This is a genomic window from Acidovorax sp. GW823-FHT01C06, from assembly GCF_058798375.1.
This window is the reverse complement of the sequence record NZ_JBXAKN010000012.1, coordinates 39,668-52,087: the sequence shown is the minus strand read 5'-3', so window position 1 is coordinate 52,087 and position 12,420 is coordinate 39,668. Positions and strand designations below refer to the sequence as shown.

Sequence of the window (12,420 nt, the reverse complement as noted above, 5' to 3'; positions counted from 1 at the left end):
ATTCAAGGATTGCGTGCCCGGCGCGTTCCTTGCATCGTTGCACCATGCGCCTTCGCCACATAGAAGTTTTCAACGCCGTCATGCTCACCGGCAGTGTGAGCGCGGCGGCCCGCCTCATCAACGTCACCCAACCCGCCGTGAGCCGCATCCTCGCCCACGCGGAGCTGCAGCTCGGTTTTCCGCTGTTCCACCGCCTCAAGGGCCGGCTGGTGCCCACCACCGAGGCGCAGACCCTCTACCCCCACATCGAGCGCCTGTTCACCCAGCTCGACGACGTGCAGCGCCTGGCCAACAGCTTGAAGAGCGACCGGCGCGAAGGCGAGCTGCACATCCTGAGCGTGCTGGCGCTGAGCTACGAAGTGCTGCCGCGCGCGCTGCGGTTCTTTCGCCAGGCGCACCCGGATGTGGTGATCACCATCGATGCGCTGCATTCGCCCCAGATCGTCTCGGCCCTGGTGCTGCAGGAAGCCGACGTGGGCTTCGTGTTCAGCGCCGTGGCGCACCCCTCGCTCACGCAGGAGCACCTGGCCGATGGGCGCATGCTCTGCGTGGCGCCCAAGGGCATGCTCGATGCGGCGCTGGTGCGCTCGGGCACCGTGCACCTGGCCGATCTGGTGGAGACGCCCGTGGTGCGCCTGGACGTGCGCGACCCCATCGGCACCGTGGTCAACCATGCGTGCCGCGAAGCGGGCGTGGGCCTGAAGACGGCGATCACCGTGCAGACCTACCACGCGGCGCTGGCGCTGGCGCACCACGGGCATGCGGTGGCGGTGGTGGATGCGTGCACCGCCGCATCGGCGGACCGCGGCAAGGTCGACGTGCTGGCGCTCGCGCCCCATATCGCCGTGCCCATCAAGTCGCTGCGCACCGTGAACCGGCCCAGCTCGCTGCTGGCCAGCGCCATGACGCGTTGCATGCGCCAGGCGGTGGCCGAGACCATGGAATCCGTGGGCCTGCCCGTGGCCGATTGAGCTGGCGGCGCGCTCCCGCAGCCCGCCGCGGCGGGCACGGGCAGCGCCGTACGCTCAGGCCGGCGCGAGCAGCTGCGCCACCTGGGCCGCGGTGCCGAACGCGAGGGTGAAACCCAGGGCGCCGTGCCCCGTGTTCAGCAGCAGGTTGGCGGGCGCACGGACATGGCGGCCCACCACGGGCACGCCGGTGGGCGTGGCCGGGCGCATGCCCGTCCAGGGGCGCAGCTCGCCAAAGTCGCTGCAGCGTGGAAAGACCGCGCTCGTGGCCTGGCACAGGCTGCGGATGCGCGCGGGAGGAATCTGCGCATCGTGCCCCACCAGTTCCGCCATGCCCGCCACGCGCAGGCGCTGGCCGATGCGCGCGAACACCACCTTGCGCGCCGCATCGGTCACGTTGACGCGTGGCGCGGCACCCGCGTCGCCCGTGGCATCGAGCGTGATGCTGTAGCCCTTGAGCGGGTAGACCGGGAGGCGAACGCCCAGTGTCCGCGCCACGGCGTGGCTGGCACTGCCCAAGGCCAGCACGAACTGCCGCGCCTCGATGGCCCCCTGGCTGGTGTGGACGGCCTGGATGTGCTGCCCCTCGCGCACGAAGTCCTCCACCCGGGCGCCGAGCACGAAGCGCACGCCGCGCGCAGCAAGCAGGTCCTGCAGGCCCTGGCAGACCTTGAGGCAATCGGCCGCGCATTCGCTGGGCGTGTGGATGGCGCCCGCGATGTGGCGCTCGTAATGGGCGAGGGCGGGTTCCAGCTCCACGCACTGCGCGGCGGACACGGCCTCCTGCGGGCGGCCCCAGGGGCGCTGCAGTTCCATCTGCCGGCGCGCGCCCGCGAGGCCCGCGGGCGTGTCGTACAGCACCAGCTTGCCGGTGGTCGAAAAGTCGCAGTCGAGCTGCTCGGCCCGCAGCATGGCCTCGAACCGGCGGCGGCTCAGCGCGGCCAGATCGAGCAGTTGCCGGGTGCTCTGCTCCGACGTGCGCCGGTTGCAGGCGCGCAGGAACGCCACGCCCCAGCGCCACTGGTGGGGGTCCCACTGCGGGCGCAGCTTGAGCGGGGACTGGGGCGACAGCAGCAGCCGGGGCAGCTGGGCCCAGATGCCCGCGTCCGCGAGCGGCTGCACGTAGCTGTAGCTCAGCTGCGCACCGTTGCCGCCGCTGGCACCGGCGCCGGGCTGGGCCTGGTCGACCACGGTCACCTGCATGCCGCGCTGGTGGAGTTCATACGCGGTGGCCAGGCCGACGATGCCTGCGCCGAGGACACATACCTGCATCTTGTGGGCTTTTTGGTGGATGGAAGCGCAATGTAGGGCGCGGGCCGGCGCCTGAACAATGCCAATGCGCGGGGCAGCCATGCCGGGAAGTTATGTGGATGCGCGCACGGGAAGGGGGCGCGCGGGTGCGGAAGTTGCGAGGGCCTCGTGGAAAGAGGCACGCGGATGGTGCGATGGCGTGCACCAGTCTGGCGGCATAACTTTTGGTCATGGCCTACCCGTGCAAATGAATTGTTCAAGGGCGGCGCAAATTCCTACAGTGCCCCTGCGTCCGGATTTTTCGCATTCATTCCATGATTCATGTTCGTTCGTTCGTTCGCTTGCTTGCTTGCTCCTCCTCCATCCATCTGCTTTTGCACAAAGGGATTTCCATGAAGCTCTCTGCCCTCACCACCGCCGCCATCGTGGCCACCGGACTGCTGGCCAGCACCGTGGCCAGTGCCGACACCCTCAAGAAGGTTGCCGAGTCGGGCAAGATCACCGTGGCCTACCGCGAGTCGTCGGTGCCCTTCAGCTACCTGGCCGGCCCGGGCGCGCCGGTGGGCTTCGCGGTGGACATCACCAACGCGGTGGTCGACGCGGTGAAGAAGCGCGTGAACAACCCTGCGCTCAAGGTGGAGCTGCAGGCGGTCACCTCGCAGAACCGCATCCCGCTGCTGCAGAACGGCACCATCGACCTGGAATGCGGCTCCACCACCAACAACAGCACGCGCGGCAAGGACGTGCAGTTCGCCATCAACTACTTCTACACCGGCACGCGCCTGCTGACCAAGAAGTCGTCGGGCGTGAAGAACTACGCCGACCTGGCCAAGAAGAAGGTGGCGAGCACCTCCGGCACCACCAATGCGCAGGTGCTGCGCAAGTACAGCCGGGACAACAACCTTGATCTGGACATCGTGCTGGGCAAGGACCACGACGATGCCGTGCTGCTGGTGGACAGCAGCCGCGCCGAGGCGTTCGCCATGGACGACATCCTGCTCTTCGGCCTGATGGGCAATGTGCGCAATCCGGCCGACTGGGCGGTGGTGGGCGACTCGCTGCAGGTCGAGCCCTACGCCTGCATGCTGCGCAAGGACGACCCGCAGTTCCAGGCGCTCGTCAACGGCGTGATCGGCACGATGATGAAGTCCGGCGAATTCGAGAAGCTCTACACCAAGTGGTTCAGCTCGCCCGTGCCGCCACGCAACCAGAACCTCAACCTGCCCATGAGCACCGAGCTGCGCGAGAACCTGGTGGCGCAGAGCGACAAGCCGGCCCTTTGAAGCGCGAGCCGCAGAGCACATGCCAGTGTCCGCAAGCCACGGCCCGCTGCCGCAGGTGGTGGGAATCCTCGGGGGCATGGGCCCCGCTGCGGGGGCTGATTTCGTGCGCCTGTTCGTGCAAGCCTGTACCGAGCGCATGGGCGCGCTGGGCATTCCCGTGCACGACCAGGCCTATCCCGAGCATTGGCTGGCGCAGGTGCCGATCCCGGACCGCACGGCGGCGCTGAGCGACACCCGTGCGGGCGCGCACCAGCCGGCCGAGCCCATGCTGCAGGCCACGGGGCGGCTTGCGGCGCTGGGGGCCCGCGTGGTGGCCATTGCCTGCAACACGGCCCATGCCTGGCATGGCCTGCTGCAGCAGCGTTTCCCGCAGATGGTGGTGCTGCACGGCATGCAGGAGGTGGTGGGCGGCCTGGCCGCCGCCGGGGTGCAGGGCGTGGGCCTGCTGGCCACCCGGGGCGCCTACGACGCGGGCCTGTACCAGCGCGAGCTGGCGTACAGCCGCATCGAGTGCTTCGTGCCCACGCTCGCGGAGCAGGACGCGCTGATGCAGGGCATCTACGGCGGCGTGAAGGCCGGCGACTATGCCCTGGCGCGGGACCGGTTCGAGTCCGTCTCGCGGGCGCTGCAGCTGCGCCACGGCGTGTCCACGCTCATCATGGGCTGCACCGAGATCCCGCTGGCGCTGAGCGAAAGCCCGCGCCTGGACGGGGTGGCGCTGGTGAACCCCTCGCTGGTGCTGGCCAGCGCATTGGCTCGGCATGCGTACCGCGACGCGACCCTGCCACCCGCCCGGCCTGCGGCCCACCCGGCCTGAATCCCGGGGATGGCCTGGTTCAGCACGCACACCGCGTGTACGACAAATGCTTCACCGCGCCCATTGCACCCAGGGTGGGTGAAACCGGGCATGCGGATGCCTCACCTGCTGCTGGTGGATTCGCTCACGTACCCGCCGGACTTCATGCCGCGGTGAGCGTGGAGGGCGGCGGGGAGAACACCTCGAACCGGTTGCGTCCGCCATGCTTGGCGCGGTACAGCGCGGCATCGGCCGCCTGCACCAGGGTGTCCGATCCGGTATCGGGGCGGGGCACCAGGCTGGCCACGCCGATGCTCAGGGTGAGCATGGGGGCCGTGGGCGAGCGCGGGTGGGGCAGGGCGGCCTCGCGTAGTCCGTCCATGCAGCGCTGGGCCACGGTCACGGCATCGGGCAGCAGGGTGTCGGGCAGCAGCAGCACGAACTCTTCACCGCCGTAGCGGGCGGCCACCTCGTCCGCGCGGCGGATGGTGGCCTGCAGCAGTTGCGCCACGTGGCGCAGGCAGGCGTCGCCGGCGATGTGGCCGTAGTGGTCGTTGTAGAGCTTGAAGTGGTCGATGTCGATCAGCACCACCGCCAGCGGCGCCTGGTGGCGGCCGCAGCGCAGCCATTCGGTGGCCAGCCGCTCGTCGAAGCGGCGCCGGTTGCCGATGCCCGTCACGCCATCGGTGGTGGACAGCAGGGCCAGCTTCTCGTTGGCGGCCGCCAGTTCCTGCTCCTTGCGCACGAGCAGCGTCACGTCGGTGCGCACGCCGGCGATGCCGCCCTGCGGGGTGCGCCGCTCGTCGGCCTGCAGCCACCGGCCGTGGGGCAGGCGCTGCAGAACGGCCTGGCTGGCGGCGCGGTGGTCGGCCACGCGCTGCGCGATCCAGTCTTCCTCGTTGCCCACCGCGTCGAGGTATTGGCCACGCTCGACACCGTAGCGCGCGATCTGCTCGAAGGTGCTGCCGGGCACGATCATGGGCGCGGAAATGGGGTACAGCTTGCGGTACTGGGCGTTGCACACCACGAGCCTGTCGTCGGCATCGAAGAGGGCAAAGCCCTCGGGCAACGATTCCACGGCGTCCTGCAGCAGCTCGCGGGCCTTGTGCGCGGCCTCCTGCGCGGCCTCCAGCGCCTGGCGCTGCTCGATCAGGTCGGTGATGTCCAGGCGCACCGCCACCACGTAGTTCTCGGGCGTGCGGGTCTCGTAGATGTTGATCCAGCGCCCGTCGGCCAGCCGCTGCACCAGGGTGGAGGTGCGGCTGCCATGCTCGGACAGGCGCTCGGCGATCCAGGCCTCCTCGCGGCCGTGGGCGGACGGAATCAGTCCCCGGTCCACCGAATGCCGCAGGATGTCGGCAAAGCTCCTGCCCAGGTGCTCCGCGTAGTTCATGTGCGGGTACATGCGCGACAACTGCTGGTTGTAGAGCACCAGCCGGTCCTGCTCGTCGAAGATCTCGATGCTCACGGGCAGCGCCTCCACGGCGCGCTCGAGCAGCTGGCGGGTGTGCTGGCTTTCCTGGCGGGCCGCCTCGGCCACCTGCCGCTGTTCGATGAGGTCGGTGATGTCCAGGCGCACGCACACCGTCATGCCCGACGGCGTGCGGCTTTCGTGCATGTGGATCCACGCGCCGCCCCCTTCATGGCGCACCTCGGGGCCTGGGCGGTGGCCCCGCAGCGCCATCTCGTGCGCCAGCCACAGCTCTTCCTGGCCCTGCGCCGCTTCGGGGATGCCCTGGCGAAGGCCTTCGCGCAGCAGTTCCTCATACGTCTTGCCCAGCGAGGTCTCCGAGCGCAGGTGGGGCCGCAGGCGCTCCATGTGGCTGTTGCACAGCACCAGGCGGTCGGTCTCGTCGTAGATTTCGAGTCCCGCCGGCATGGCGTCGACCGCCTCGCGCAGGCTGCGCTCGGCGCGCTCGGCGTCGTGCAGGGCCCGCTTGAGCGCGCGCTCGCTGTGCACGGCCTCGGTGATGTCGGTGCGCAGCACCACCACGCCCCCGCCGTCCAGGCCACGTTCCGTGATCCGCAGCCAGCGGTCGCCCTGCATCTCCTGCACCTCGGGGCCCGCCGGAGAGCGGTGGCGCGCCATGCGCTCGCGCAGCCAGGCCTCGGTGTCGGGCAGGGCGGCGGTGATCCTGCCCGATTGCGCGGCACGGCGCAGCACGTCCTCGAAGCGGGTGCCGTACTCCAGCGGCATCACGGAGTCCGCGGCCACCTGGCGGTACTGCGCGTTGCACAGCACGAGCCGGTCTTCGGCGTCGTAGATCGCGAGCCCGTCGGGCAGGATGTCGAGGGTGGCGGACAGCTGCATGCTGGCGCGCCCGGCCGCCTGGCGCAATGCGGCGGCGTCGCGGCGCAGGCGCCGGGCCCGCAGCGTCAGCCGACCGTGCAGCAGGGCCAGCGCCGCCAGCGCCACGCCCGCGGCGGCCAGCATGGCGCGCGCGGTGCCGTTGCCGGCATCCTGGCCCGCCAGGGCCCAGCCCAGCAGCGCCAGCCCGCCCACGCCGCAGAGCCCCGCCACCGGCAGCGCCAGCGGGTCTTCGCGGGGTGGGGGCGGGCTCATCGTGCAGGGTTTCCCAAGGTGGCGGTCACGGGTCTCTCTGGTGAAGGGATCGACCGCCCCAGGAAGCGCCGTGGTGGCGCACAACCAGGGGGCCAGCGGCTGGGTGCGGTGCCGGTCTGCGGAAAGTCTAGCAGCGGTCCCTGTTTTTCGGTACCCAGGGAAGCGGGGATGCGGCAAACCCCCTAGACTGCGGTTCCCATCCCTTGCCCATCCTTCTTTTCCTGGAGAAACCCGATGTTCAATGACGACCTCCATTCCGACGCCCGGGCCCTGCTGCCCGGCCGCAGCACCGACGCCGGCGCCACGCGGCGCACCGCGCTGCAGGCTGCCCTGGGGCTGGGTTATGCGGCCGCGGCCGCGCCCATCATGGCGCAGACGGCCATCGCCACGCCGGCGGACGGGCTCACGGCGGGCGAGGTGAGCTTTACCGTGAACGGCTTCAAGGTGCCCGCCTACCGCGCCGCGCCCGCCGGCAAGACCGGCCTGCCCGTGGTGCTGGTGATCCAGGAAATCTTTGGCGTGCACGAATACATCGCCGACACCTGCCGCCGCTTCGCCAAGGCCGGGTACTTGGCCATCGCGCCGCAGCTGTATGCGCGCCAGGGCGACCCGTCCCAGTACACCGAAGTGGCCAAGCTCATGGCCGAAGTGGTGTCCAAGGTGCCCGATGCGCAGGTGATGGCCGACCTGGACGGCGCGGTGCAATGGGCCACCGCCAATGGCGGCGACGCCGCGCGCGTGGGCATCACGGGTTTTTGCTGGGGCGGCCGCATCACCTGGCTGTACGCCGCGCATGGCCCCGTGAAGGCGGGCGTGGCCTGGTATGGCCGCCTCGTGGGGCAGCCGGGCGAACTCACGCCCAAGCACCCGGTGGACATCGCGCCCATCCTCAAGGCGCCGGTGCTGGGCCTGTACGGCGAGAAGGACACGGGCATCGCCCTTGACACGATTGATAAGATGAAAGCCGCGCTGGCCAGCGGTTCGCCGCAGGCCAAGGCGTCGGAATTCGTGGTGTACCCGGACGCGCCCCATGCCTTTCATGCCGACTACCGCCCGAGCTACCGCAAGGAAGCGGCCGAGGACGGCTGGAAGCGGGCCCTGGCCTGGTTCAAGACACACGGCGTGGCCTGAGGCAGCGTGGGCCCACGCGGGCCCGGCAGGGGAAGTCCCTGGCCACCGCAGCCGCCCCCACCCGGGGCGGCTTTTTTAATCTCGCATCCGGGATGCGGTATTTGAACGAAAATAGGCTCCAGGGCATATCTATAAAGCGCAAGAAGCTATGACTTTGGTAGCAATCATCCTGGCCACACTGGCCGCGGGCATTGGCAGCGTGTGGCTGGCCGCGCTGCTGATGCGGCTGGGCCTGGGCGGGCGCCCGGACAGCGTCGGCCCCCAGCACCTGCTCAGCCTGGCGGCGGGCGCCTTGCTGGCCACGGCCTTCATGCACCTGCTGCCCGAGGCATTCGAGAGCCAGGCGGGCGCGCACGACCTGTTCGCCACGCTGCTCGTGGGCGTGGTGTTCTTCTTCCTGCTGGACAAGGCGGAACTCTGGCACCACGGGCACGAGCACAGCCATGTGGCGCAGGCGCCGGCACATCCGCTCGGCGCTGAACACGGCCACGGCCCTGACCACGGCGGCAGGCACGACCATGCGCACCACGACCACCATCACCACCACCATGCCCCGCGATCCGGCGGCTGGGCCGTGCTGACGGGCGATAGCGTGCATTGTTTTGGCGACGGCATCCTGATCGCCTCCGCCTTCCTGGCCGACATCCGGCTGGGCGTGATCGCTGCCGTGTCGGTGCTGGCGCACGAGGTGCCCCACCACATGGGCGACCTGGTGGTGCTGCGCCAGACCAGCCCCAACCGCCGCATGGCGCTGGTCAAGGTGTCCCTGGCGGGCGCCGTGACGGCGCTGGGCGGCGTGGTGGGCTACTTCCTGGTGGGGCAGCTGCAGGACCTGCTGCCCTACTTCTTGGCCGTGGCGTCCAGCAGCTTTGTGTATGTGGCGCTGGCCGACCTGATCCCGCAACTGCAAAAGCGCCTCACGGCACGGGAGACGGTGCTGCAAATCGCCTGGCTCGTCGCGGGCATGGTCATCGTCACGCTGGTGAGCGGGGCGGCGCACGGGCACTGAGCCCGCAGGAGGGCTGGCGCGGTCGGCTCCGGGCATTCGCCGCAGGCGCAGTTCGCGTGCCGTCATAGTGTGTATCTGGCAGAGCTTATGTGCTCCTCGCGGCGGGCGGATAAGCTTGCGCCATGCCTGTCTACCGATCCGCCCTCCTGCGCTTTGCCGATGACGGCACGGCCCTCTACGATGAAGACGGCCTGCTGGCCGTGGGCCCCGACGCCGGCGGCCGCCAGCGGGTGCTGGCGGCGGGCGGGTGGCAGGCCTTGTCGCACCGGTACGCCGGCGAGCCTGTCGTCCACCTACCGGGGCGCATTCTGGCGCCGGGCTTCGTGGACATGCACATTCACTTTCCGCAGACCGATGTGATTGGTTCCCCCGCCGAGGGCCTGCTGCCCTGGCTGGAGAATTACACCTTTCCGCACGAGTCGCGTTTTGTCGATCCGGCCTACGGCGCCGAGGTGGCGGGCTTCTTCGTCCACGAGCTGCTGCGCAACGGCGTGACCACGGCGCTGGCGTTCGCCACCTCGCACCCCGCATCCGTGGATGCGCTGTTTGGGGAGGCGCAGCGCCGGCAGATGCGCCTGATCACCGGCAAGGTGCTGCAGGACCGCCACTCGCCCGACGGCGTGCGCGACGAGACAGAGCAGAGCCTGCTCGACACCGAGGCCCTGATCCAGCGCTGGCACGGCGTGGACCGCCTGGGCTACGCGATCACGCCGCGGTTTGCGCCCACCAGCACGCATGAACAGCTGCGCGGCTCGGGCGAGCTGGCCGCGCGCTACCCGGATGTATGGATCCAGTCGCATGTGGCCGAGAACCGCGACGAGATCCGCTGGGCGCGCGAGCTGTTTCCGGATGCGCGCAGCTACCTGGCGGTGTATGACGGCTTTGGCCTGATGCGCGAGCGCGCGGTGTACGCCCATTGCATCCACTTCGACGACGACGACCGGGCGCTGATGCGCGACACCGGCACCGTGGCGGCCGTCAGCCCCACCAGCAACCTCTTTCTGGGCAGCGGCTTCTTCGACTACGCGGGCGCGGACCGCGTGGGCTTTGGCTACGGCCTGGCCAGCGATGTGGGCGGGGGCACCAGCTTCAGCCCGTTCCACACCATGCTGGCGGCCTACTATGTGGGCCGCGAAGGGCAGAGCAAGCAGGGCCTGAGTTTGTCGCCCCGGCAGCTGTGGTGGCAGCACACGGCGGGAGCCGCGAAGGCGCTGGGCCTGGCGGGCGTGGTGGGCAATCTGCAGCCGGGCTGCGAGGCCGATTTTTTGGTGCTGAACCCTGAGGCCACCCCCCTTTTGGCGCGCAAGACCCGCCAGGCGCGCAACCTGGATGAGCTTTTGTTTGCGCTGATCGTGCTCGGCGACGACCGGGTGGTGCAGGAAACAGTGATTTCTCAAGCAAAATACGGCTCTAGCGCTTGATATTCATGCGCTACCAGCTACGTATTTAATAGCGCCCGACAGTCCACCACTGTGCGGGCCACAGCGCAGGGAGTTCTGCTATGAGCATCAAGAGCGACAAATGGATCCGCCGCATGGCGGCCGAGCACGGCATGATTGAGCCTTTCGAGCCAGGCCAGGTGCGCGAGGCCGAGGGCCGCAAGATCATCAGCTACGGAACCAGCAGCTATGGCTACGACATCCGCTGCGCGCCCGAATTCAAGGTGTTCACCAACATCCACAGCACCGTGGTGGACCCGAAGAACTTCGACGAGAAGAGCTTCGTGGACTTCCATGGCGACAGCTGCATCATCCCGCCCAACAGCTTCGCGCTGGCCCGAACGATGGAGTACTTCCGCATCCCGCGCAACGTGCTCACCATCTGCCTGGGCAAGAGCACCTATGCGCGCTGCGGCATCATCGTCAACGTGACCCCGTTCGAGCCCGAGTGGGAAGGCTACGTGACGCTGGAGTTCTCCAACACCACGCCGCTGCCCGCGCGCATCTACGCGGGCGAGGGCTGCGCGCAGGTGCTGTTCTTCGAGAGCGACAAGGACGACGTGTGCGAGGTGAGCTACCGCGACCGCGGGGGCAAGTACCAGGGCCAGGTGGGCGTGACCCTGCCCAAGGCCTGACATCGGCCGCCTGCGCGGCCGGCGGGCCGCCAGGGGCCGCGTCCTACAGCGCGTATTACCCTATTACGGTTTCTAAGCGCTGCGCGGACGTCAAACTGCAGAGCTCCTTGGCGATGCAATGCGGGTGCCAGCATGCTGTGCTGCAGGAGCAGATCCATGGCCTGGGAGGAGGGGCAACCATGGATGGCGTGATGGACACAACTGTTACTAGAATTCCTGCATGAGGGAAGAATCCATCCGCCGCATCGCTGGATTTCTGTACGACGGCGTGCTGTCTCCGCAAGGCTGGTATGACGGTCTCGATGCCCTGCGCGGGTCGCTAGGCGCCGGGCTGTTCGACTACTTCACGTTGGACACCGCCAGTTCCCAGGTGTTCAACGGCGTGGACAACCAAGGCAAGGCGGGCCTGCACGCCGAGAAACTGCGCGAGTACCAAGATCATTACATCGGCCACGATCTGCGCATGGCCGCCCTGGCGCAAATGCCCGTGGGGCAAATCATGCTGGACCACGAGCACATCAGCACGCGCGAGAGGTCGCGCAACATCGTGTACACCGACTTTCTGCGCCCCCACGGCTTTCAACATACGCTGGGGGCGCTGGTGCGCGACGAAGGCGGCGCGCGCGATTTCCTGGGATTCATACGCCCGGCGGACCATGCGCCCTATGGAGCGAATGACAAGGCGCTGGTCCACCAACTGATGCCCGACCTGCGCCGCGCCGCCGCACTGCGCGCCCGCGCGAGCCACATGGCTCGGCAGGCCGCATTGGGGCTGGCGGCGCTCGACACGCTGCCGCAAGCCCTCGCCGTGGTCGATGCGCAATGCCGCATACAGTACGGCAACCCTTCAGCCCACCGCCTGCTGGCCAGCACCGATGCGCTGCGGGTGCGCCGTGGACGGCTGCATTGCAGCGACGCTCCGGACCATGCGCAACTGCTGCAGCACATTGTGCAGGCTTGCGGATGCCAAGGGCCGGCTGCTGCTGGCGTGCAAAGCCTTGCGGGGGAGCATGGGCGGCTGGTGGTCACGGTTCTGCCGCTCCAGGCCAGCCACGCAGCGGCCGCGCATTGGCAAATGCCGCTGGCCCTGGTGGTGATCACCAACCCTGCGGCGCCTGGCGGCCTGAACCCGGACCTGATCGGCGAAGTGCTGGGCCTGTCGCCCGCCGAGGCGCGCCTGGCGTTGCTGCTGGCATCGGGCAAGACCGTCAAGGACTTCGCAGCCCTGCAGGGCTGCACTTGGAACACCGCCCGCGCGCACCTGGCGCAACTCCTGCGCAGGACGGGCTGCCGCCGGCAGACGGAACTGGTCGGGCTGCTGCAGTCATTGCGGCTGGGTTGACCC

General features: G+C 69.0%; 10 protein-coding genes. 8 read left to right on the top strand and 2 right to left on the bottom strand.

Going from position 1 to position 12,420, the window contains the following annotated elements; genetic code table 11:
- The first annotated feature begins 44 nt into the window (after window positions 1-44).
- Window positions 45-971: a LysR family transcriptional regulator gene (locus AC1RCS_RS21295; protein ID WP_218340050.1), complete on the top strand. Its 927-nt coding sequence runs from the start codon at window positions 45-47 to the stop codon at window positions 969-971.
- Between the two features lie 54 nt (window positions 972-1,025).
- Here the strand turns inward: AC1RCS_RS21295 and AC1RCS_RS21290 are convergent, their stop codons facing one another.
- On the bottom strand, window positions 1,026-2,240 hold the full coding sequence (locus AC1RCS_RS21290; RefSeq protein ID WP_492245859.1) for a D-amino acid dehydrogenase: 1,215 nt from the start codon (window positions 2,238-2,240) through the stop codon (window positions 1,026-1,028).
- Window positions 2,241-2,611: 371 nt separating this feature from the next.
- Here AC1RCS_RS21290 and AC1RCS_RS21285 point away from each other — a divergent pair, with 371 nt between their 5' ends.
- Entirely contained in the window at window positions 2,612-3,502 is an 891-nt protein-coding gene (locus AC1RCS_RS21285) for a transporter substrate-binding domain-containing protein (RefSeq protein ID WP_492245858.1), read from the top strand.
- A 19-nt stretch (window positions 3,503-3,521) separates the two neighbouring features.
- On the top strand, window positions 3,522-4,319 hold the full coding sequence (locus AC1RCS_RS21280) for an aspartate/glutamate racemase family protein (protein WP_492245857.1): 798 nt from the start codon (window positions 3,522-3,524) through the stop codon (window positions 4,317-4,319).
- Between the two features lie 142 nt (window positions 4,320-4,461).
- Here the strand turns inward: AC1RCS_RS21280 and AC1RCS_RS21275 are convergent, their stop codons facing one another.
- Entirely contained in the window at window positions 4,462-6,861 is a 2,400-nt protein-coding gene (locus tag AC1RCS_RS21275) for a sensor domain-containing diguanylate cyclase (protein WP_492245856.1), read from the bottom strand.
- A 234-nt stretch (window positions 6,862-7,095) separates the two neighbouring features.
- Here AC1RCS_RS21275 and AC1RCS_RS21270 point away from each other — a divergent pair, with 234 nt between their 5' ends.
- From AC1RCS_RS21270 to AC1RCS_RS21250, 5 genes are all read left to right on the top strand, one after another.
- Window positions 7,096-7,992, top strand: a complete 897-nt coding sequence (locus tag AC1RCS_RS21270) for a dienelactone hydrolase family protein (protein WP_218340053.1) — start codon at window positions 7,096-7,098, stop codon at window positions 7,990-7,992.
- Window positions 7,993-8,140: 148 nt separating this feature from the next.
- Entirely contained in the window at window positions 8,141-9,001 is an 861-nt protein-coding gene (locus AC1RCS_RS21265) for a ZIP family metal transporter (RefSeq protein WP_218295663.1), read from the top strand.
- 122 nt (window positions 9,002-9,123) lie between these two features.
- A complete protein-coding gene (guaD, locus tag AC1RCS_RS21260; protein ID WP_492245855.1) occupies window positions 9,124-10,422 on the top strand; it encodes a guanine deaminase in 1,299 nt (432 codons plus the stop codon).
- An 80-nt stretch (window positions 10,423-10,502) separates the two neighbouring features.
- Complete coding sequence (dcd, locus tag AC1RCS_RS21255; protein WP_056167817.1) at window positions 10,503-11,075, top strand: dCTP deaminase; 573 nt, start codon at window positions 10,503-10,505, stop codon at window positions 11,073-11,075.
- A gap of 220 nt (window positions 11,076-11,295) precedes the next feature.
- Window positions 11,296-12,417: a helix-turn-helix transcriptional regulator gene (locus AC1RCS_RS21250; protein ID WP_492245854.1), complete on the top strand. Its 1,122-nt coding sequence runs from the start codon at window positions 11,296-11,298 to the stop codon at window positions 12,415-12,417.
- Window positions 12,418-12,420 lie beyond the last annotated feature (3 nt).

Coding starts and splice junctions, on each gene's coding strand:
- AC1RCS_RS21295 (WP_218340050.1), top strand. CDS start 45: ATGCGCCTTCGCCACATAGAAGTTTTCAACGCCGTCATGCTCACCGGC.
- AC1RCS_RS21290 (WP_492245859.1), bottom strand. CDS start 2,240: ATGCAGGTATGTGTCCTCGGCGCAGGCATCGTCGGCCTGGCCACCGCG.
- AC1RCS_RS21285 (WP_492245858.1), top strand. CDS start 2,612: ATGAAGCTCTCTGCCCTCACCACCGCCGCCATCGTGGCCACCGGACTG.
- AC1RCS_RS21280 (WP_492245857.1), top strand. CDS start 3,522: ATGCCAGTGTCCGCAAGCCACGGCCCGCTGCCGCAGGTGGTGGGAATC.
- AC1RCS_RS21275 (WP_492245856.1), bottom strand. CDS start 6,861: ATGAGCCCGCCCCCACCCCGCGAAGACCCGCTGGCGCTGCCGGTGGCG.
- AC1RCS_RS21270 (WP_218340053.1), top strand. CDS start 7,096: ATGTTCAATGACGACCTCCATTCCGACGCCCGGGCCCTGCTGCCCGGC.
- AC1RCS_RS21265 (WP_218295663.1), top strand. CDS start 8,141: ATGACTTTGGTAGCAATCATCCTGGCCACACTGGCCGCGGGCATTGGC.
- guaD (WP_492245855.1), top strand. CDS start 9,124: ATGCCTGTCTACCGATCCGCCCTCCTGCGCTTTGCCGATGACGGCACG.
- dcd (WP_056167817.1), top strand. CDS start 10,503: ATGAGCATCAAGAGCGACAAATGGATCCGCCGCATGGCGGCCGAGCAC.
- AC1RCS_RS21250 (WP_492245854.1), top strand. CDS start 11,296: ATGAGGGAAGAATCCATCCGCCGCATCGCTGGATTTCTGTACGACGGC.